Origin of the sequence: Psychrobacter immobilis, from assembly GCF_904846225.1 — a bacterium.
In the GTDB taxonomy this organism is placed as follows: domain Bacteria; phylum Pseudomonadota; class Gammaproteobacteria; order Pseudomonadales; family Moraxellaceae; genus Psychrobacter; species Psychrobacter immobilis_F.
In genome coordinates this window covers 102,516-123,051 of the sequence record NZ_CAJGZJ010000001.1, presented here as the reverse complement: position 1 = coordinate 123,051, position 20,536 = coordinate 102,516, and the positions used below count along the sequence as shown (strand labels likewise).

The following is a 20,536-nucleotide window of genomic DNA, read 5'->3' as shown; positions in this document are numbered from 1 at the left end:
GTATCTCGTTATGGCTTTATCGATATCTCATCTAGGCTACAAAAAACTCTCGCAAGTGATTTTTGAGTGGCAAGCTGCTGATAGGGCATCGCTACTGGCATTGTTTTTTTTGATGGAAGTCTCATCGCATTGGCTATGGTGTTTGTTTGTTTGGTGGCGCCAAGATATTTATGCCCTCTACGTCGATATGGATTTGTTTTATCCTTTGTGGATTGGTGTGACATTAATGGGGGCATTCTGCTTTTGGATGGCAAGCGAATCATCGCCTCTTAGAAAAAACAATGAATCGCTACATAAATGGCAGGCAATTTTAGTAGCGGTCTACAGTATTTATATTGCCGTGGTCATTTTGCTCATGGGACATAGTAGTTTGGTGTCTGGCATTTCGCTAGTTGGTGGGGCGATGTTAGCGATGATGCTCATACGACGTCACTATGTATGGATCGCTTTTTTAGGGCATATTGTGTTGATTTTATTGGTAACTGTGATGCCTTATTTTGGCTTTACGTTGCCCAATTTGCGCCAAATGACGATTACTTCTTTTCCTTTAGCCACCTATAGTTATCTCACCTATAGTGAAATGACAGCGATTGAGAGTGCTATCTATGCGCCTATTTTTCAAAATAATACGCTAAGCTGGGACGGCTTGAGTCAATTGCGTTTTTCGTCAGCGTTTTTTTGGCGTGCCACCCATATTTATATGGCATTGCCAAAAGCGATTTTTATCATTTATACCTTTCGTACTTTGTTATTGATACTAGATGACAGCAAAAAAGAGATACTACAACAGGCCAATCAAGATGATCTGACCCAGCTCAAAAGTCGCCGCTATGGCCTGACGCAAATGCAAGACGCATTGATGGCATTAAAAGATTATCAAGACTTTAGTGTGATTTTATTGGACTTAGATTGGTTTAAAGAAATCAATGACAAATATGGTCATGAGATTGGTGATCGAGTTTTGATGGAGGTGTCACAGACGCTATTGCAGTCTTTAGCTGATGAAACGATTGTTAGTCGGTACGGTGGCGAAGAGTTTTTGATTGTGTTGCCAAATACAAAACACGATAGCGCTATGATCATTGCTGAGCAACTGCGGCTAAGCATTGCAGATCACGTCATAACGCTCGATCATAATATAACCTTTAATGTGACCACCAGTGTGGGTCTATATACGCTGACTCATGACGAGCGCACCAGAATTAGAAAGGCGCACGAAGCGCTGATCCAAAAAGAAACAAAGCATCAGCCCATGCAGGAAAGGCGAATTAAGTCACGTATCAGTAAACGAATGAGTGGTCAGATTAAGAAACAAGTCTCTACACCGCTGCTTCCTCATGATATCTGTCAGCGTTTAATCTGTACGGCAGATAAGGCTTTATATGAAGCTAAGGCCCGTGGTCGTAATCAAGTTGTGAGCGCCAACGAGATGTCCACATCAGAAAATAGTACGATCGTGCCACTTTATGCTAACTAGGGCGTGTCCTCAATTCAAGCAATAATATCTAAATGGGCTAAAAATGGTTAAATTTTGCCAAACATTGTCAAATAGTTGATTAATATCTCGATATTATTTGCGCTATTTTCCTCGTTTGACGGTAATTTATCTCATTTTTATGACCATTTTTAAAATGAGGACACGCCCTAATGTGATATGGTCAATAATTACCGATGTTCACACTCTCTATTCATCTGCTCTGATGTCTTCACTTAAGAGTCCAATTGCTGTACCAAGCTGGCCAATACGCTGGTCGCAAAACTGCCCGTTGTTAAAGTAAAACTCAATACCAAGGTGTGCTCATCCTCCCATTTCCAAGATAACGCTTCGATAGGTAAGCGCAGCGCTCGACGTTGTGCCTTAATATCACGCTTCTCTAATCCCATTGCTAGTTGTGTTAATAACGGATTATCTTGGACAGTGTTATTTTCAATAGCTGCCGCTGTAAGACTGACCTTATCGTTATTCGTGCCCCACAAAACACCAGTTGGGTGAATATCGCCACTGGCAAGACGCGCGCGTAAAGTATCGTCTATTGCTTCGCTCGTAAATATCGATCCTGACCCTTCTAAATTAAACACCTCGCCTGCTAGACCTTGATTCCAACTGCGATCAGTGACTCGTACTGCCAATATCTCATTGAATATCAGGCTACGAGCGGCAGACAGCTCCATGGTGTTTTGCTCACGAGGCTCGCGCTTGCGTTTGCTCTTTTTTGGTTGCGGTCGCGGCTCGCGCGCTGGACGCGCAAACAATGACAGTGCTTCTCTAATATTATTGCCATGACGACCAAAACGCTGTGGGCCAAAATAATTGGGTACGCCAGTGGCACCAATGCTTTTTAAATGCTGCTCGATGCTTTGTTTAGCAGACAATATCTGCTCAGGCGATTGAGCATAGTCGGCATCAACGGTCGCGAACTGAATGTCACGTAAGGTAATGATAAATTGATTGGCGCGGTGCGTCCCACGATTGAGCTTTTTATTATGCCAATGCTGGGCGAGGATAACGACCGATTCATTCTCTCCGATATCTGTCGGTGCAAATTCGGACGTGGGTAATTGTTTTTTTGGTATTCGTAAGCTGAACCACTGCGTTGTCAACGCATGACGGTCTTTGAGGCCTGAGTAACCCACATCACGTAATGGAATATCGGCCCACTCTGATAGCATTTTGGCAAGATAGGCGGTGTTCATGCCGGATTTTTGGATATGTAGCCACAAATGCTCACCCTCGCCAGTAAATTCTAATGGCAAGATCTCATTAACAATAAAGTCGGTTGTATGGGCTTTATAAGTGGCTTGTTTTAATGGCGGTAGCATCGGCTGTGGGAGTTTTGAGGTATCCGTCGCCGCGGTAATATCGATGCCTGAGAGATCAATTGGCTCATTATTAATGATTGTTTTATCAGATGGAACATCGTCAGCGGAAGGATGATTTGTCGTAAGATCTATATTTTCGTCTTGAGAAGTCATAAAAGGTCTTTTATATTGATAATGGGTGTTAAAAAGATAGTAAACGTATGAGCTAAAAGGCAAGATTTACGTTTTGCAACGCAGTAAACATATAAAGAAACATCGTGTGCAAAGTGCTTTTGCTACTATCAGTGAATGTGATTTTTAAATGAATTAAAATTCAATCGAACGTCATAGCCTATTGTAAAACTATAAATAGCAAAACATAACCCACCCATCAGGCAGCAATCGCCACCGTTAAGGATGACCCATGACTAACGCCATTATTAGCACCGTAACTATTGATAAAGCCGACATTTTAAGTGGCGGCATGAAATCATATAAGCAAGACGATGATAGTATCATTTTAATCACCCGTGACGATAATACGTTTCATGCGTTTGATGGTAAATGTCCACATGCAGGTGCAAATTTGGGCGATGGCATCCGTTGCGGCAATCGCGTGGTCTGTCCTTGGCATCATGCTACTTTTGATAGCAGTGATGGCACATTGTTAGAGCCAGTTGCCATCGAAGGACTGACCCAATACGAGATTGTCGATAATGGCGATACCTTGACGGTGGATACGACTGCGAAGATAGACAATGCTATTGCCAATGATAAGCTGACCGAAACCCATACGATTATCGTTGGTGGCGGTGCCGCTGGTTTTATGACAGCGCATCAGCTTCGCAATACTGGCTATGGTGGCAAAATCACCTTGATTAGTGCCGATGATAAAGCTCCTTATAATCGTCCATTATTGTCAAAAGCATTTTTAGCGGGCAATATGCCTGAAGAAAAATTATTGCTAGGTGGTAGCGATTGGGCACAAAAGCACGAAATTACTCTGAGCCTCAATCAAACGGTCAGTGAAGTATTGTCGAATGAGCGTACGATTATTATCAAAGATAAAAATGGCAATAGTGACAAACAAACCGCCGACTTTTTAGTGGTGGCAACAGGCGCTGAGCCAAAGATACCACCTTTTCAAGGGGCTGAGCTTGATGGCGTTTATACGCTACGCAGTATGGATGATGCCAAATTGATAAAAGCGGCCAGTCATGATCAGCGTGTGGTCATTATTGGTACCGGTTTTATCGGAATGGAGGTCGCCTCCGCATTAGCACAAGCGGATACGACCGCTTCTATTACTGTCATTGGACAAGATCATCGTGTGATGGGTAATATTGTCTCTGAAACCGTGAGTAATGCGCTCATTAAGCTGCATGAAGAAAAGGGGATACAGTTCGTCTTTAATGCCAGCGTGACCGAAATCGTTAAGCTCGAAAAAGCGGATGATAGCGAAAGCAATTTCTCTCTAGCGTACGGTATTACATTAGCAAATGGTGAACGTATCGAGGCAGATATCGTGATTTTAGGGACTGGCGTCGCACCACGTACCGAACTGTTCGCGGAAGTAAACGCGCCAGATGGCGTGCAAGTAGACAGTCATTTACAACTGCGTGATGGCGTTTATGCGTTGGGCGATATCGCCAAAGCGACCAACCAGATGGGACGCATGCGCATCGAACATTGGCGCGTAGCCTTGCAGCATGGTTTGGTGACGGCGGCAGCGATATTAGGGGATGACCACGTCCATTCGCTAGAGGAGCGCACGCCTTTCTTTTGGACGATGCAATATGGCAAGAGCCTACGCTATAGCGGCCATGCCGTGACACCCGATAATAATATCTTGTTTGGCTCGCCAGACACGCTAGATTATATCGAATACTACTTTGATGACGGTGGCGAAGACACACGTGCTAGTGCAGCAAGCACGCTCGGACGTGATAAAGAGCTGGTCGCCTTTTCGGAGTTATTGCGCCGTGGTCATGCGCCGACACGCGCGCAAATCAATGCTGGGTTCGATATTATTGACCAAGCGCATGCATTGTCGCGCTAGCCCTCAAAACAGATAAGTATTTGTATTTAGGCTGGCTTAGTGATCTAAGTCAGCTTTTTTAATATAATTAGGGCGTGTTTGATCTTTCGACCATGGCACTGACAGAGACGATTTTTCAGGCGATTCGACGCTAAAAATGGTAAGTATAGTCATTCTATACGTCTATTTTTAGCAATGAAGCGGCAAAAAAGCATTCTGTCCCTGTTTGTTAAGTGAGGGCTGATGCTAAAATTACCCCATACTGCGTTGCAAGTCTCGCTAAGGTATTAACATTATCGTCAACTTGCTCCTTGTCTGGAACAATTTTAGCTATCAGCAGTGCCTATTTGCGAATGTTCAACACGCCCTAAGGAAAGGAAAAATTATAATATGCATAAAAGTCAGATAGATAAAGACCGTTTAGATAGAGAGCCAGTATTTTTACGTCAGGCTGAGATTGATGACATGGGCGCACTTGAGCATTTACTCAACCGTTGTTATCGGCAGACAGAAGGCTGGACCAATGAAGCAGATTTAATTGGTGGAATTCGTATTACGCCAAATGAGCTGGCTAGCATTATCGTTAACCCAAAGCATTATCTTTTCGTCTATCCAAAAACGACGACAGGTAATCGTAATGGAGCAGAGACTGGTGAATTATTAGGCTGCATCGCTGTCGATATAAAGGTGGATAATGAATCTAATAAAAGCGCCTGTTCCAACAAAGCTTATATCGGCATGTTTGCGGTACATCCTGAGCTACAAGGGCAGGGCGTTGGTCATCAGATATTGCAGGCAGCAGAAACGTTTGCAGAGCGACATTTGCAGTCGGATGGGCAAACGTCTCATGAAAAATCGGCGCGTCTCACTATGTCTATATTAAGTCATCGTCCTGAGCTATTGTCTTACTATCAACGGCGTGGTTACCAACTGAACGGTAATAAAATGCCGTTTCCAAATGATGGTAATAATGGTAAGCCAAAGCGTCAAGATTTAGAATTATTAGAGCTAGAGAAAATAGTCAGCAAATAAAAAAAGCTATCTCGATTGACCCCAAAAATAACTAAAGGTCATAAACAGCCCAATACTAAGCAATAAAAATGCCACGACAATCAAGCGCTTAAACCAGTTAAATGCTGGCAAGCGCGTGGTTTGATCATCAGACATGAGGTAAGCAAATAAAAACAACAAGCTGGCTGCCAACGTCATGATCCCAAGACCAATGGGTAATATAAAAAAGTAAACTTGCCACACAGTCATTTCTCAATCATCATTATTAATCGCATCATAACAGTATCCTGATTGTGCTGTCAGCATCAGCCAGCGCTAAATAAAAGCGATATAAGTATGACAATGCGCTACTGATATAAATTTTCCTTGCTTGCTGTGTCTGCGCAGACAGAGGCAGCGCAACATTTATACCAGTAGCACTGTGTTTTTTCTATAGCGGATTGACTATGTGAGCCACACTTTAAGTCTTTTAAAGGTATTGAGCTATAAACCGTCTAGGGTTAAATTAAGGCAAATAAATACCATAAAATTAAGTTGGGTTTTAATTGATAAGTCTATATAGTTTAGATAACTTTATAAAAATAGTGAGAATGACATGACTCATTTTAAAAAATTAGCAGTGGTCGCATTATTAACGCCATTATTTGCCGCCTGTTCGAACGCGCCTCCTGAAAGTACAGTTGAAGATCTAATCGAGGCTCAATATGAGCAAGCAAATACGATGGTAAATGATGCCGTAGCGAATGCTGGCAATGACGAGATGGCAAAAGCCATGAGTGGCATGATGGAAGGCATGATGCCAAAACTTGAAAAAGTCGAGAATATAAATTGTGATACCACGGAGGGTGAAAACACCTATATGTGTACGGCGGATATCACACAAGCAATTGCTGGCAATAGCCGAACCAATAAGACAAATTTTAAGGTTTATCAAGTGAATGATGAGTGGGTGTTGGGTAATTAAAATTGAGTCATTCTTCTACACATTATTCATGAAAAAACTATTGAATCCTATTGAGTGTAATCAGTTTTACTCTCAGAGAGACAACATATTCTTAGAGGAATAGTCGGTTAAGAAACATTGCCTTTCTAACGGTTACCTAAGTACTTATGAAACGATGCTAATATGAGCTGGCACTTTTTTCTATTCTCTCATGTTGTTAAGGATATATATGAATCATTCTTTCATGTCTAAAGGATCACTTAAGTCATCCGTTTTACTATTAGCATTTCCTTTTTTAATATGTCCGGCCGTTGCTCAAACCTATCAAATTCAAGATTTCTCTGACGAATATAATGCCGTCATTAATTCCAATTCCGCTACTAATAAAAGCAGCGAAACAAACAGTACGATAGATATCATCAACACAAAGACCAAGAAAACGCTCCTTAGCCAGCCTACTAATATTGATGTAGAGTCTGAGCTTGATAACAGCAAAAAACACAAGTTGGGCAAAAAAATCACCGCCAATATTGCCAGTCTTCCTTATGGAGAACATAGCGTACTGATTTATGATGACTTTAATTTTGATGGTCAAAAAGACTTGGCATTAATGGATGGTAACCATGGCTGTTATGGTGGACCTTCTTATCAAGTTTATCTAAAAAAAGGCGCTAAATTCGTTCTTAACGAGTCATTCACTGAACTGGCACAAGGGAATTGCGGATTTTTTAAAGTTGATAAAGGCAACAAAACTTTGAGTACCATGACCAAAAGTGGGGCAGCATGGCATCAGTATTCAGAGTATAAAGTCATTAACAATAAGCCCGTTGCTGTCCATATTGTGGAAGAAGAAGGTAAGGCAAATGGCTTGTTTGCCATCACTGACAGCAAGAGAGTTAATGGCAAGATGGTGGTAAATAAATATGAAAAACTACCTGCGTACGATAAGCCAAAAGCCGATGGCAGCTTACCTTTTGTCTATTCGTTTGATACAAATAATGGCAAAACAATGGTGTTAGATAGTACTGACGGTGAGACACTGATTTATATGTTTGCGGACAAAGATGGTAAAATTGAGCTGTCTTATGATGGGCAGTTTGACTATGATGCGTCAAAGAAAACATTAAGCTTTACTAAAAAATCTGTGCGCTATCAAATTAATAATAATGGCATCACGGTAAAACTACCTAACAAGACAGTTTCGTTAAAATCGAACGTCAAAAGCGCGCAAGGCAGTTTGAACAATCTTACCAAATTTAAGAACGTAAATTAAATAGCCTTTCATCTAAAACTACTTAAACCAATCTAGACAATGGCACGGCGTCTATAAAACAACAGTCCAGGGATGGACAAACCCAGCACTAAGGCTGAGGTCACAAACAGCGCCTCAAAAAAATACACCATCATTTGGCTAAATAACTCGTCAGAATAGCCAAAATATCCAATCTGCACCATACTCACCATTGCTTTATAAGCTGCAATACCAGGCATCATACAGATGACACTTGGCGAAATAAGCGCTTTGGGTGGTAAGGTGTACTTCTTAGAAAAATAAACTCCCAAAAAGCTGGCGAGCATCGCCCCAAAAAAGCTAGCAATCACAATATGCACATGCTGATAGACAAGTGCGGTCTTTAATCCAAAGCCAAAAGCGGTCATGAGCAAACACGGCAGAATATAGCGCTTGGGTACGCTGAACATCAGCGTCCAGCCAAGGGTGATAATACAGGACAGCACCACGGCTTTTATGAACCACATTTTAAAACCCCCAGTGCTGTATTTGAAGTAAAACCAGCGCCATCACAATGCCAACGCACGCTGATAAAGTCAACATATAGGTAAATACCGCCCGCCCAACGCCAATATTGACATAGCCTTTTAAGATATCTGAGAAAGAGTTAATCAAAGGAAAGCTAGGCACCAGTAGCAACACACTGGAGGCCACGGCAATATCTGCATTATTACCGATATCAAAATAATAGGTCGTCGCCCCAATGAGCGAGGCGATAAAAGCCGTCACAATGACGGTGATAAAAGGGTTGAAATGGTGTTTGGACAGATAAATACGGGTGAACATCGCTACCATGCCAGCGACGAATGTCACGGCGGTAATCGCCCAACTTCCGCCATTTAAATAAGCAAACGCGGCACAAGAAGCGCCCACAAATAAACTCACTAGCCACGTCGGATAGACGGTCTTATCTAACTCATCAAACGCAAGGGTAGTGCGGTCAATCAATTCATTATGATCGTCTGTGGCTTCCGTTTTATTGACGATTTGCTGGATTTGTACCAATAAATTGACATTGATACTCTGATTGATCGTGTCTCTGGTGGTGGTGATACAGCGTTCATCGCAAATGGTCGTCAAGGTCAGGGCGTTAAAATTGAGCGAACATTCTACGCTGTTCACGCCCAAGGCAAGCCCTAAACGCTTCGTTAAGTCCACTACTACGGCAGACTCAGCGCCATATTGCATGAGGAGTAATCCGCAGCGCACGCATAGTCGAGTAATGCGCTGCTGCTGCACGTAGCTGAGAGAAATCATGGATGAGATACGCAAGTTGGTTGGCGATTGATACGCTATTATAAAGGGTCTGGATGCTGACGCGCAGACATTATCGAATATTATATTGGATGCTATTATAAACTTTTTGGGGAAGGAGGATAAAATGCATATCGCTATTTTGACATTGACGTTTTCATTGCCTGGATGCGGCTCATTAAAAGAAAAACGCCAACGGATGGGTGGCTTACATGCGCGCTTTGGTAATACGCCAAGCGTCGCGGTATGTGAAAGCGGCGAGCGTGACCGGCATGATGCCAGTGAGTGGATGTTTGTGATCGTTGGACTGTCTAAACGTGAAGTGGAGTCGCAATGTAGTCAGATTGAAGAGAAAATAGAGCGTACGGTAGATGCACGGGTAATGAATGTTGAGAGGGAGTTTATTTAGTTTGAGTGGTTCTATCCTGACTCCGAAAAATATCTAATTTTTAGGATGGGCGGTGCTTGCAACGCTAAATAAACAATAGATTAAAATTTAATAGACTTTTGTTTTCTATAGTGATAATCTCTGTCGATAATTCAGACACATTACTTACATAGCATTTACATTATCAATTATATCTTACTCTCAATCAGGACGTCTAATGACAACTTTTCATAAAGTAAAAAACGCGCTATTGCTGACTACTATGACTACTTTGGCGGGTTGTACGACTGTCGCCAATATGTCAGGGTATGATACTGCGACATTGAATACCGATGCGGCTAAAAGTTACTCTCAAGTGATTTCTAAAGCCAGTAGTCAAGGCGCAGTCGATAATACGTCTAATACCGCCGTTCGGGTCAAAAGAGTCTTTAATCGTATCAAGCCCTACGCTGTTCGCGCTAATACCACAGGCGTCCCTTTCGATTGGCAGATTACGGTTATACGTTCACCTGAATTAAATGCTTGGGCAATGCCTGGTGGTAAAATGGCTTTTTACACAGGTGTTGTAGAAAAGTTAAAGTTAACAGATGCGGAAATCGCTGCAATTATGGGACACGAGATGACCCATGCGTTATCTGAACATGGTAAAAAAGATGCTGGGCAAAAAATTCTGACAGGCTTAGCGATTCAGTTAGGTGGTGCGCAATTACAGGCAAAAACAGGGTTAAGTGATGATGCGTTGGGTTTGATTAGTGACTATGGACTTGATAAGCCATTTTCTCGTAGTCAAGAATCAGAAGCTGATGCTGGTGGTTTACGTTTGATGGCGCAGGCAGGCTACAATCCAGAATCTGCAGTTTCGGTATGGAAAAAAATGGAAGCGGTAAATGGTCGTAGCAATACTTTAGCTACTTTGATGTCTACGCATCCAAACTCTGGGCAGCGTATCGCTAAAATTCAAGCACTCTTACCTAAGGTTATGCCGATTTATCAAGCGGCTGCTAAAGCAGATACTAGTGCAGCTACAAAAGTAACTACTAGAACAATTAAACGTAAATAATGCAGTAAATGCTATCAAATCAGTAAATACTATCAAAAAAGGTAAGTCAAACGACTTACCTTTTTTTTGCGAAGGAATATTTAAAGGTGGCTAATTTGAAGTCGTGATGTTGAGTTGCAGGCGGTATACAGTCTACGATGGATTCAAAATTAACTTAATATAATATAGGCTGGTGTCGAGGAACGAGACTCAACAAAATGATTTTTCTTTATATCGGATAATATAATACCCATAGGCATTTTAAATTTGCAGGCATTTTAAAATGACCATGCTAGAATAAAAACCTGCTTATTAATTTAATAATAATTGAGTACCAATATACCTATAAAGGGCTGTCATGACCATTACCACTATCCAGCTATTTACTTTCATCGTTGCTGTATTCGTATTTATTCTGACACCGGGTCCTGGTGTGTTTGCCACTATTGCCAAAGCCATGACACAGGGGTCTTGGGCGGCGCTACCATTAATTATTGGCCTTGCCGTAGGCGATACTATTTATATGGTGTTTTCAGCTTATGGACTAAGCGCATTAGCAAGCAATTTCAATACATTGTTTACTATAGTCAAGTTTGTAGGTGCCGGTTATTTATTTTACTTGGCGTACAAGATGTGGACGACTTTGCCACCTGAGATCGTCACTGAAAATGTTGCGTTAAAAAATAAGAATGAGGGTCTAAAAAGCGTGACGTCAGGCTTTTTGATATCCATTAGCAACCCAAAAGTTATTTTATTCTACATAAGCTTATTACCGAGCTTTTTCCCAGTGACTAGCCTGACAGGAGTCGATATTACGATTCTATGCTTGGTTATTTTTGTCTGCGCTATTGTTGCCATGATGATGTATGCCTTTATGGCGAGTTATGCCCAAAAACGTCTGAAAAATCCTAAAGCGCGTCAAAAATTCAACCGAGTAGGTGCTACGTTTATGGGACTGGCTGGGACATGGTTGATAGCGAAAGGTTAAGTTTATCATTATGGTAATACTATGATTAAACAACGGTTTCAAGAGAATAAGGAAAATGGGCTGTCTATTAGTAAGCCTACTAGAGATGATCCTACGCTCGTTTATTGCCCAAAATGTCGATCTAAAGCCGTCGTTACCCTACATGATGATGAAGCTCGGTTGAGTTGTCTAAGTTGTGGCTATAATCAAGCAAAATCAGCCGAGCACAGAATCTTTTATTGGGGTGGAGAAAATCCAACGGACAGTTATTTTGGAGTAAATTTATGGTTGCAAACGGATTGTGTTGGGCAGAGTCTATGGGCGTTCAATAAGCGTCACTTAGAATATTTAGAAGGTTTTGTTTCAGCTAAGCATAGACAGCGTAACCCTAACAATGAAACTTGGAAAAATAGCTCTTTAGCTAGCCGTTTACCTAAATGGCTTAAAGCTGCCAAAAATCGTGAGCAGGTTTTAAAGGCAATTGCGGTTTTGAAAGTTAAGTGAAGTGAGGGGTAAATTGATAAATCTATCTTCTCGTTGATTGAGAAAGTTGACTATACCTGCTATCTTTTTTAAATTTTGATTCAAAATGGTAATACCAATTCCACATGAATTTGGGTAGAAAACCATTTTCAGATTTCACCTCATTCATCATGATGAATAATTCAACTTTAACATCATAGTCTATTCGGACAGGTGATTTTGTACCTTCAGCTATTAAGTCTTTTAAAATATTAATCTTATCATTTCCAAAGTACGTAAAATAAACAGATAGTATTTCTCTATCCTGTTTAGATAGATTCTCTTTATAGAAAATATACTTTCCAGCCTGACGAAAATCATTCTTTTCAATATACAAGTTGGCAAGATTCTCACACAAAAAAGGATGTCCGTAACGAAGTCGCATATATCCTTTTATATTGTGAATAGCAGTATCTATATCATTATTGCGAATAATTTTGTCAATACCATTTCTCAGCTCAGCTTCAGTCACATGCAAACTCCTTTAATATATAGTGTTGAATAAAAGATATTATTCTAAAACATAAAAAAAGGCCACCCCCTAAAGAGTAGCCTTTTCTTAACAATTAACAATTAACAATTAACAATTAACTAATTTCTACTAACTCACTTCTTTCAACCCTTGCTCAAGCATCGGCTTCAAGAACTCACCCGTATACGAGCCTTTCACCTCTGCTACTTCCTCAGGCGTACCTTCCGCGATAATGAGTCCGCCACCTTTACCGCCTTCAGGGCCAAGATCAATTACCCAATCAGCTGTTTTGATGACGTCAAGATTGTGCTCGATGACCACGATAGTATTGCCTTTATCGCGTAGGGTATGCAGGATATGCAACAGCTTATCGATATCATGGAAATGCAAACCAGTGGTTGGCTCATCCAAGATATAGAGCGTCTGTCCGGTATCACGCTTAGCAAGCTCACGTGCCAGTTTAACACGCTGGGCTTCACCACCTGATAGCGTTGGCGCAGACTGACCAAGGCGGATATAGCCAAGACCGACATCCATCAACGCTTGCAAACGGCGATAAATTGCTGGAATGGCGGAGAAGAACTCAGTCGCATCCTCAACCGTCATATCGAGCACATCGGCGATACTCTTGCCTTTATAATGAATCTCTAACGTCTCGCGGTTATAGCGTTTACCTTCACAGGTATCACACGGTACATACATATCAGGTAAGAAATGCATTTCGACTTTGATGAGACCATCGCCTTGGCACATCTCACAGCGTCCGCCTTTGACGTTGAAGCTAAAGCGACCAGCTTTATAACCACGAGCACGCGCTTCTTGCGTTTGCGCAAACATTTCACGGACAGGGGTAAAGACGCCCGTATACGTCGCTGGGTTTGAGCGCGGCGTACGACCAATTGGGCTTTGATCGATATCGACCATCTTATCCAAATGCTCAAGACCACTGATGCTGTCATGCTTGTCCGCAATCAGCGTCGAAGCATTATTCAACTGAGTGGCGGCCAATGGCATCAGCGTACGATTAATCAAAGTCGACTTACCAGAACCGGAGACACCCGTGATACAAGTCATGATGCCAATAGGTAAGGTCAAATCAACATCGTGCAAGTTATTACCAGACGCGCCTTTTAACTCAATAGTCATCGGAACTTGTTTGGGTTTCGCTTTACCTTTGACTTCCATATCTATCGTTTTGGCTTTATGACGAATAGTAGGAATCTCGATTCTTTTCTTACCAGACATATATTGTCCAGTCAGCGATTCTTTGTTTGCCATGATGTCATCGACCGTACCCTGAGCGATCACATGACCGCCATGTACGCCTGCACCGACACCGATATCGATGACGTGATCCGCTTGGCGAATGGCATCTTCATCGTGCTCCACGACCAGCACGGTATTGCCCAGATCACGTAAGCGCGTGAGGGTTTTTAGCAAGCGATCATTGTCGCGCTGATGCAAGCCAATGGACGGCTCATCAAGGACATACATCACGCCCATAAGTCCGGCACCAATTTGGCTGGCAAGACGAATACGTTGCGCTTCACCGCCTGATAAGGTTTCGGCAGAGCGGGCGAGTGATAGATAATCAAGACCGACACTGACGAGGAAGTTTAAGCGCTCATTGATCTCTTTAAAGATTTTTTCTGCGACTTCGCCTTTATGACCGCCAATTTTTAGCGTTTTATAATAGTCAGCCGCGTCACCGATAGACAGTTTGACGATTTCGGCGATGGTGTGATCTTCAACGCGGACATTGCGTGAGATTTCATTGAGACGCGCGCCATCACAGACGTTACAGGTAGTATCAGCCAAGTATTTCGCCAGCTCATCACGCACGAGATTGCTTTGGGTTTTGGCATAACGGCGTTCTAAATAAGGCAGTACGCCTTCAAATGGCACGGTCTTGTTGGTTTTACGACCGCGCTCATCAGTAAAGTTAAAGGTCAGCTTTTCTTTGCCAGAACCTTGCATGATGAGGTCTTGTTGCGCTTTTGACAGGTCTTGCCACGGGCTGTCCATATCAATTTTAAAATGATGGCAAACGGTAGAGAGCAGACCAAAGTAATAAGCATGACGCTTGTCCCAACCATTGATTGCGCCTTGATTGAGCGATTTTTCATGATGAGTAATGAGTTTTTCGGCAGAGAAATACTGACGTTTACCGAGGCCATCACAGCTTGGGCACGCACCGTATGGATTGTTAAAACTGAACATACGCGGTTCAAGCTCAGAAACCGCGCGATCACAGATGGGGCAAGAGTGCTTGGCTGACATTACTTGGTTAGCGTCGCCGCCTTCTTTTGGATTGCCATCCATAAAGTGTAGCGTCACCAAACCTTGACCCAAACGCAATGCTGTCTCTAGACTTTCAGCGACGCGATTGCCCAAGTCATCACGGACTTTGAAGCGATCGACCACCACTTCGATGGTGTGTTTTTTCTTTTTATCTAAGGTCGGCAGCTCATCAGTGTCATACACGTCACCATCGACGCGCACGCGTACAAACCCTTGACCAATTAATTGCTCAAGCAAGACGGTATGTTCGCCTTTACGTTCACGAATGACGGGTGCCAAGATCATGATCTTGGTGTCATCTGGCAATGCCATGACTTGATCGACCATTTCAGTGACCGATTGCGCGACCATCGGTTCGCCATGTTCAGGACAAAAAGGCGTGCCGATACGTGCATAAAGCAGACGTAAATAGTCATAAATCTCGGTAATCGTTCCGACTGTTGAGCGCGGGTTATGGTTGGTGGATTTTTGCTCGATAGCAATCGCTGGCGACAAGCCTTCGATACTATCAACGTCCGGCTTTTCCATTTGTGAGAGGAACTGACGCGCGTAAGCCGATAAACTCTCGACATAGCGGCGTTGGCCTTCGGCATAAAGCGTATCAAACGCCAATGAAGATTTACCAGAACCTGATAAACCAGTAATCACCACAAATTTATCTCGTGGAATGTCTAAGTCGATGTTTTTTAAATTATGAGTACGTGCGCCGCGTATTGCGATATGGTCATGTGCCATCGGTGATAGGTTTCCTATTTGCTAAAATGGTATTTGAAAGATATCTAAAACGTAAAAAGGTCAATAAAGATGAGTTAATGGATTAATCGAAAGCTTGAATAGTTGTCTATGCATTCTATGCGTTTATTATGTCTATATATTTCTTATAGGGATTTTAATTTTACTAGGGCGTATCATCATTTAGATTTTAAGACCACTACATGATTAAGTGTGCTAATTGATGACATGCCCCAAGTGAATCTAAAGCAAATGAGTGTTGAGTAACAGCCGTCGTCTGTTATAAATTTGGTCGGATATTGTCATTTTATCGGAGTATTTGTCACAATGCTTATTAAGCAATACTATTTATGACGCCTTACTTTATTGTCATGATAGGCGCATTATTCAAGGTATGATGATGTATCAGATGCACTTGGTAACAAAATTATTGCGTAATATGAATGACTTGAGTGATTGTTGTATACGTTACTGAATCGTCGCGACAAAAGTCTCGGCAACCAAGCGGCGAATGTCTTATACTAGAGAGCTTGATTTATAGGTTGACGCCTTGATAAAGCAGCAATGACAGTGATAAACCAGCGAGGCAAGTATGAATAGCGTAGAAAAACGAGCAATCCTCGGGGTCGGTGGTATTTTTGCCTTGCGGATGATTGGCTTGTTTATGATTGTGCCTGTGTTCTCTGTTTACGGTAACAATTATGCGCATGCCACACCATTTCTGATTGGTTTAGCGGTCGGTGTTTATGGGCTGGGTCAGGCTATTTTTCAGATACCGATGAGCCTCGCTGCTGATAAATTTCCCCGCAAACCGATTATCTTTTTGGGTTTAATTTTATTTGCTGTTGGCGGAATCATCGCCGCCAATGCGACGGATATTTATGAGGTTATTATAGGTCGTGCGCTGGCAGGTAGTGGCGCTGTCTCTGCGGTCTTGATGGCGCTACTGGCCGATGTGACTCGAGAAGAGATGCGTACCAAAGCGATGGCGACAATGGGATTGACCATTGGCACGTCCATCATGCTCGCGTTTGCCTTTGGTCCATTGCTAGTGGGTTCGCTTGGTATCTCAGGACTGTTTTGGTTGACCTCAGGTTTTGCTGTTTTAGCGATGCTGCTGCTATTGGCAGTACCATCTCCACTGCGGGTTCTAAAACACAATCTGGACAATAAATCAATTGGTCAGCAGCTGGCGACTGTTCTCAAAATTGGTGATTTGAATCGCTTGCATATGAGTGTTTTTGCCCTACATCTGACGATGACGGCGATATTTGTCATTTTGCCCCATCAGCTCAATGAAGTAATGGGCTTATCCGTACGCCAGCAGGGCATGATTTATTTGCCTTTATTGTTTGTAGGCTTTGCCGTTGCCATTCCTTTTATTATCATTGCAGAAAAAAAGCGAAAAATGCGCCACGTGTATTTGGGCGCGATTGCCTTAATGGCTGTAGCATTGACGCTACTTGCGTTCGGCAGTCAGCTCAGTGTTGGCATTATCTTTGGCTTGTTATTGTATTTTATGGGTTTTAACGTGCTAGAAGCAACGATTCCTTCGTGGATTTCTAAGCGCGCGCCCGTTGCCAATAAAGCGACCGCCATGGGACTCAATTCATCCAGTCAGTTTTTGGGCGCGTTTGTCGGCGGCTCTATGGGTGGGTTATTATTGAACCAGCCCAATTGGCTAGCATGGGGTATTTTGGCAGTGGTTATGGTAGTGGCGCTTATCCTCATTATACCCATTGCTCAGCCGCCTTATCTATCCAGTACCACCGTCACCATTCCTAAAAATATTGACATACAAAGCTGGTCACGACAAATAATGGCGGTAGAAGGCGTTGATGAATTAGTGGTGATGGCAAAAGAACAAGTCGCGTATCTCAAACTCGATAAAAAACAACTCACTGAGGTATCAAGACAAGAGCTGTTGCATCTAGCACAAAGCCCCCTAGACATTTAAAGGATTAATTGTTTAGTTGGCTAACTATCTAAAAACTGACTATTTAAAAGGAATTAATATGAGTAAATTTAAGGCGTTATCTAGTATGGCTGTCGGTAAAAATCCTACTATTGGCTTAAATAAGATCAATAAATCAGTTACCAAGCTTGTGCTAGGGTTTGGTTTATCAGCCGTTTTATTGACCTCAGGCTGTGCCACCCAAAATATTCAGACGTATCAAAATAACAAACCAACCCTCAACATGCATGAATTTTTTTCAGGTCAAATTGATGGTTGGGGCATGTTTCAAGGGCGCAATGGAGAGGTCAAAAAACGCTTTTATGTCGATATTGATGCCACTCATGAAGGCAATAACGTGATCGTTTTAGATGAAAAATTCTCATGGGCAGATGGCACAAAATCGCAACGAATTTGGCGATTGACTAGGCAAGCAGACGGTAGTTGGAGAGGCACCGCTGGCGATGTGGTGGGCGAAGCAACAGGCGACGTTATTGGAAATACCTTGCATTGGCAGTACGTATTAGACTTACCTGTGGGTGAGAAAACCTATAAAGTGAACTTGGATGATTGGATGTACTTGATTGACAAAGATGTCATATTGAATCGTTCTGTCATGAAAAAGTTTGGCGTGGAGCTGGGTAGCATCACCTTAAGCCTGCATCACAAGAATTCTGATGCCAAATAATGAGCTAATGTAGTCGATCCACGATAAAAAAACAGTGATACTGGGATGAATTTTTTGTAGCCTCTGTCTGCGAAGGCACAGCAAGCAAAGAAAATTTATACCAGTAGCGCGTGATAATATCTGACCTTATTTTATTTAGGATTGACTATAGAGTATTATCTCTATCGTGAGCTGATTATAGTAGATAAATACCCCACGACATTAGCTGTCGTATATAGCTAAAGCATGCTAGATATTTAAACAAAAATTGGTTAAAGTGACTCATGTTACTGAACCCATATTACTGATAGACTGAGTCAGTCATCTTAAATAGTGATTCAAGTTATTTATTAAATTATTCATAAGTAAAAGGACGGAACTATGCGCGGAGTTAATAAAGTTATCATCATTGGTAACCTAGGAGCAGACCCTGAGGCACGTCAATTTAATAATGGCGGTAGCGTAACCAATATTTCGGTTGCGACATCGGAGCAATGGACAGACAAACAAAGTGGTGAAAAAAGAGAAGCGACTGAATGGCATCGTATCTCATTATTCAATCGTTTAGGAGAGATTGCCGCGCAGTATTTGCGTAAAGGCAGCAAAGTCTATATCGAAGGCAGTTTGCGTACCCGTAAATATCAAGATCCCAATGGTCAAGATCGTTATATTACCGAGATTCGTGCTGAACAAATGCAAATGTTAGATGGTCAGAGCGGCGGTCAAGAGAGCGGTAGTGGATTTGCTGGTCAAAACCAAGGGCAGGGTGGCTATGGTAATCAAGGTGGTCAAAGTAATCAGAACAACTTTGGGCAACAAGCAAACAATCAGCCAGCACAACAAGGTGGTTATAACCAAGCGAGTGGCGGTCAGAACAGCTTTAACAATCAAAATGCCCCTGCTCAGCAAAATCAGTTTAACCAACCAACGCAGAAACCTGCACAATCTAAGCCTACCGCCATGCCAGATGGTCCTGTAGATGACGATATTCCGTTCTGATGAATACGTACTTTAATAGTGTTGATTAAGTTAGATAAGAGACTCTGCGATGGCAGAGTTTTTTTATGTCTGTTTATAAATAATATCAATACTTACGGATATTCGGAATATTTTTAAAAGCAATGCAAATAAAATAATGTTGAGAAAGTAATTAAATATTTGTTTGATCTTAATTGAATAGCCAGTCTTTATTAATAATAATTATAATTTTTGTATGGTTATGACTTAACAGCTTTCGCATGGAAAATTGTAAAAATTACCTTTCATACTCTATATGAACCGTTTGTTCTATTGGATTTAATTAATTCTAGTAGTTTATTAAAACCGGTTGTTATAATTCTTCTGAATGGATAGTTCAGACGATATTCAAGATATGTCTTCTTTTAAAAATAATTTTCAAAGACCAATAAAGACCTGATTTTTTACCATCTAATGGCTGAAAAAATTAAGGATTAGGGAGTCAGAAATTTATAATAAAGAGACATCTACTTTACTGTTATTGGTAGGTATAGAGTATGAATAATAGTAATGTGTTTCTAAAAAGTGAGTTGGGTAGAGCAGAGATAAAATCTCAACATTTAGGTATATTGCCGCGAGAAGCCAGAACATTACTGATTATGATTGATGGCAAGCGGACGTATCAAAACTATATTGATACGCTTGATAAAAGCAAAATGTTTGCAGATTTTGGTGGTGTGAAGCCAATCTTTGAGTTGCTTCTAGAGCTTGAATATATCGAAGTTGTAGAGGTCAATAATACGACTCTCCAAATGCCTATAACTTCTCAGTCACAACCGACACTACTGTCCTCTAATACGAATAGCGATATAACGTTCGATAGTAAGAACCCAAAAGAAGTGATAGCAATAGGCAGAAAATCCATAAGCAGTATTTTTAAGTCAAGAGTATCTGATGCTAACTATGGAACTATCAGGTCAGACTTAGCGATCTATATTGAAAAAAATGCATCACCTGCTGAAGCTTGGAGTTATTTACTAGCGCTAGAACAATGTGAAGACAGCTCGCAAGTATTGATGTTGGCACAGGAAATACAGGACACAAGTATTGGTAATTTACCGCATGGAATGAGTGGGTTTATTAAAAGAATTCAACGTTGATATTAGTGATTTATAAATAGCATTTAATCAAAAATTGATCA

General features: G+C 41.7%; 19 protein-coding genes. 13 read left to right on the top strand and 6 right to left on the bottom strand.

The window, feature by feature from the left end:
- Nucleotides 1-10: 10 nt before the first annotated feature.
- A complete protein-coding gene (locus tag JMX48_RS00540) occupies nucleotides 11-1,477 on the top strand; it encodes a GGDEF domain-containing protein (protein WP_201533159.1) in 1,467 nt (488 codons plus the stop codon).
- A 233-nt stretch (nucleotides 1,478-1,710) separates the two neighbouring features.
- Here the strand turns inward: JMX48_RS00540 and truD are convergent, their stop codons facing one another.
- Complete coding sequence (truD, locus tag JMX48_RS00535; RefSeq protein ID WP_201533157.1) at nucleotides 1,711-2,973, bottom strand: tRNA pseudouridine(13) synthase TruD; 1,263 nt, start codon at nucleotides 2,971-2,973, stop codon at nucleotides 1,711-1,713.
- A 250-nt stretch (nucleotides 2,974-3,223) separates the two neighbouring features.
- Between truD and JMX48_RS00530 the strand changes: the two genes are divergently transcribed.
- A complete protein-coding gene (locus JMX48_RS00530; protein ID WP_201533155.1) occupies nucleotides 3,224-4,858 on the top strand; it encodes an FAD-dependent oxidoreductase in 1,635 nt (544 codons plus the stop codon).
- Between the two features lie 369 nt (nucleotides 4,859-5,227).
- Entirely contained in the window at nucleotides 5,228-5,869 is a 642-nt protein-coding gene (locus JMX48_RS00525; RefSeq protein ID WP_201533153.1) for a GNAT family N-acetyltransferase, read from the top strand.
- Between the two features lie 6 nt (nucleotides 5,870-5,875).
- Here JMX48_RS00525 and JMX48_RS00520 read toward each other — a convergent pair whose 3' ends face one another.
- Nucleotides 5,876-6,097 (bottom strand): hypothetical protein, encoded by a 222-nt coding sequence (locus tag JMX48_RS00520; protein WP_201533151.1) that lies wholly within the window; start codon nucleotides 6,095-6,097, stop codon nucleotides 5,876-5,878.
- A 346-nt stretch (nucleotides 6,098-6,443) separates the two neighbouring features.
- On the opposite strand from JMX48_RS00520, the gene JMX48_RS00515 reads away from it, so the two are divergent.
- Nucleotides 6,444-6,812: a hypothetical protein gene (locus JMX48_RS00515; RefSeq protein ID WP_201533149.1), complete on the top strand. Its 369-nt coding sequence runs from the start codon at nucleotides 6,444-6,446 to the stop codon at nucleotides 6,810-6,812.
- Between the two features lie 208 nt (nucleotides 6,813-7,020).
- Nucleotides 7,021-8,064, top strand: a complete 1,044-nt coding sequence (locus JMX48_RS00510) for an XAC2610-related protein (protein ID WP_201533147.1) — start codon at nucleotides 7,021-7,023, stop codon at nucleotides 8,062-8,064.
- A 32-nt stretch (nucleotides 8,065-8,096) separates the two neighbouring features.
- On the opposite strand, the gene JMX48_RS00505 is transcribed toward JMX48_RS00510, so the two are convergent.
- Entirely contained in the window at nucleotides 8,097-8,549 is a 453-nt protein-coding gene (locus JMX48_RS00505) for a threonine/serine exporter family protein (protein ID WP_201533145.1), read from the bottom strand.
- A gap of 1 nt (nucleotide 8,550) precedes the next feature.
- The gene (locus JMX48_RS00500; RefSeq protein ID WP_201533143.1) at nucleotides 8,551-9,339 is read right to left on the bottom strand and encodes a threonine/serine ThrE exporter family protein; all 789 of its coding nucleotides are present in this window, start codon (nucleotides 9,337-9,339) and stop codon (nucleotides 8,551-8,553) included.
- A 124-nt stretch (nucleotides 9,340-9,463) separates the two neighbouring features.
- Between JMX48_RS00500 and JMX48_RS00495 the strand changes: the two genes are divergently transcribed.
- The 4 genes from JMX48_RS00495 to JMX48_RS00480 all read left to right on the top strand — a co-directional run bounded on the left by JMX48_RS00495 (nucleotide 9,464) and on the right by JMX48_RS00480 (nucleotide 12,234).
- A complete protein-coding gene (locus JMX48_RS00495) occupies nucleotides 9,464-9,745 on the top strand; it encodes a DUF503 domain-containing protein (protein WP_201533141.1) in 282 nt (93 codons plus the stop codon).
- Nucleotides 9,746-9,941: 196 nt separating this feature from the next.
- Nucleotides 9,942-10,784 (top strand): M48 family metallopeptidase, encoded by an 843-nt coding sequence (locus JMX48_RS00490; RefSeq protein ID WP_201533139.1) that lies wholly within the window; start codon nucleotides 9,942-9,944, stop codon nucleotides 10,782-10,784.
- A gap of 337 nt (nucleotides 10,785-11,121) precedes the next feature.
- Nucleotides 11,122-11,751 carry a LysE family translocator gene (locus tag JMX48_RS00485; RefSeq protein WP_201533137.1) on the top strand — a complete coding sequence of 210 codons (630 nt, stop codon included), beginning with the start codon at nucleotides 11,122-11,124 and terminating at the stop codon, nucleotides 11,749-11,751.
- A 21-nt stretch (nucleotides 11,752-11,772) separates the two neighbouring features.
- On the top strand, nucleotides 11,773-12,234 hold the full coding sequence (locus tag JMX48_RS00480) for a hypothetical protein (RefSeq protein WP_201533135.1): 462 nt from the start codon (nucleotides 11,773-11,775) through the stop codon (nucleotides 12,232-12,234).
- A gap of 22 nt (nucleotides 12,235-12,256) precedes the next feature.
- Here JMX48_RS00480 and JMX48_RS00475 read toward each other — a convergent pair whose 3' ends face one another.
- A complete protein-coding gene (locus JMX48_RS00475) occupies nucleotides 12,257-12,724 on the bottom strand; it encodes a DUF6584 family protein (protein WP_201533133.1) in 468 nt (155 codons plus the stop codon).
- A gap of 129 nt (nucleotides 12,725-12,853) precedes the next feature.
- On the bottom strand, nucleotides 12,854-15,760 hold the full coding sequence (gene uvrA, locus JMX48_RS00470) for an excinuclease ABC subunit UvrA (protein WP_201533132.1): 2,907 nt from the start codon (nucleotides 15,758-15,760) through the stop codon (nucleotides 12,854-12,856).
- A gap of 589 nt (nucleotides 15,761-16,349) precedes the next feature.
- Here uvrA and JMX48_RS00465 point away from each other — a divergent pair.
- The 4 genes from JMX48_RS00465 to JMX48_RS00450 all read left to right on the top strand — a co-directional run bounded on the left by JMX48_RS00465 (nucleotide 16,350) and on the right by JMX48_RS00450 (nucleotide 20,495).
- Nucleotides 16,350-17,714 carry an MFS transporter gene (locus JMX48_RS00465; RefSeq protein WP_201533131.1) on the top strand — a complete coding sequence of 455 codons (1,365 nt, stop codon included), beginning with the start codon at nucleotides 16,350-16,352 and terminating at the stop codon, nucleotides 17,712-17,714.
- A 58-nt stretch (nucleotides 17,715-17,772) separates the two neighbouring features.
- Nucleotides 17,773-18,399, top strand: a complete 627-nt coding sequence (locus JMX48_RS00460) for a DUF3833 domain-containing protein (protein ID WP_201533130.1) — start codon at nucleotides 17,773-17,775, stop codon at nucleotides 18,397-18,399.
- Nucleotides 18,400-18,759: 360 nt separating this feature from the next.
- On the top strand, nucleotides 18,760-19,377 hold the full coding sequence (gene ssb / locus JMX48_RS00455; RefSeq protein WP_201533129.1) for a single-stranded DNA-binding protein: 618 nt from the start codon (nucleotides 18,760-18,762) through the stop codon (nucleotides 19,375-19,377).
- Nucleotides 19,378-19,892: 515 nt separating this feature from the next.
- On the top strand, nucleotides 19,893-20,495 hold the full coding sequence (locus JMX48_RS00450; protein WP_201533128.1) for a hypothetical protein: 603 nt from the start codon (nucleotides 19,893-19,895) through the stop codon (nucleotides 20,493-20,495).
- Nucleotides 20,496-20,536: the final 41 nt, after the last annotated feature.

Excerpts from the sequence above, each read along its gene's own strand:
- JMX48_RS00540 (WP_201533159.1), top strand. The coding sequence starts at position 11 with ATGGCTTTATCGATATCTCATCTAGGCTACAAAAAACTCTCGCAAGTG.
- truD (WP_201533157.1), bottom strand. The coding sequence starts at position 2,973 with ATGACTTCTCAAGACGAAAATATAGATCTTACGACAAATCATCCTTCC.
- JMX48_RS00530 (WP_201533155.1), top strand. The coding sequence starts at position 3,224 with ATGACTAACGCCATTATTAGCACCGTAACTATTGATAAAGCCGACATT.
- JMX48_RS00525 (WP_201533153.1), top strand. The coding sequence starts at position 5,228 with ATGCATAAAAGTCAGATAGATAAAGACCGTTTAGATAGAGAGCCAGTA.
- JMX48_RS00520 (WP_201533151.1), bottom strand. The coding sequence starts at position 6,097 with ATGACTGTGTGGCAAGTTTACTTTTTTATATTACCCATTGGTCTTGGG.
- JMX48_RS00515 (WP_201533149.1), top strand. The coding sequence starts at position 6,444 with ATGACTCATTTTAAAAAATTAGCAGTGGTCGCATTATTAACGCCATTA.
- JMX48_RS00510 (WP_201533147.1), top strand. The coding sequence starts at position 7,021 with ATGAATCATTCTTTCATGTCTAAAGGATCACTTAAGTCATCCGTTTTA.
- JMX48_RS00505 (WP_201533145.1), bottom strand. The coding sequence starts at position 8,549 with ATGTGGTTCATAAAAGCCGTGGTGCTGTCCTGTATTATCACCCTTGGC.
- JMX48_RS00500 (WP_201533143.1), bottom strand. The coding sequence starts at position 9,339 with ATGATTTCTCTCAGCTACGTGCAGCAGCAGCGCATTACTCGACTATGC.
- JMX48_RS00495 (WP_201533141.1), top strand. The coding sequence starts at position 9,464 with ATGCATATCGCTATTTTGACATTGACGTTTTCATTGCCTGGATGCGGC.
- JMX48_RS00490 (WP_201533139.1), top strand. The coding sequence starts at position 9,942 with ATGACAACTTTTCATAAAGTAAAAAACGCGCTATTGCTGACTACTATG.
- JMX48_RS00485 (WP_201533137.1), top strand. The coding sequence starts at position 11,122 with ATGACCATTACCACTATCCAGCTATTTACTTTCATCGTTGCTGTATTC.
- JMX48_RS00480 (WP_201533135.1), top strand. The coding sequence starts at position 11,773 with ATGATTAAACAACGGTTTCAAGAGAATAAGGAAAATGGGCTGTCTATT.
- uvrA (WP_201533132.1), bottom strand. The coding sequence starts at position 15,760 with ATGGCACATGACCATATCGCAATACGCGGCGCACGTACTCATAATTTA.
- JMX48_RS00465 (WP_201533131.1), top strand. The coding sequence starts at position 16,350 with ATGAATAGCGTAGAAAAACGAGCAATCCTCGGGGTCGGTGGTATTTTT.
- JMX48_RS00460 (WP_201533130.1), top strand. The coding sequence starts at position 17,773 with ATGAGTAAATTTAAGGCGTTATCTAGTATGGCTGTCGGTAAAAATCCT.
- ssb (WP_201533129.1), top strand. The coding sequence starts at position 18,760 with ATGCGCGGAGTTAATAAAGTTATCATCATTGGTAACCTAGGAGCAGAC.
- JMX48_RS00450 (WP_201533128.1), top strand. The coding sequence starts at position 19,893 with ATGAATAATAGTAATGTGTTTCTAAAAAGTGAGTTGGGTAGAGCAGAG.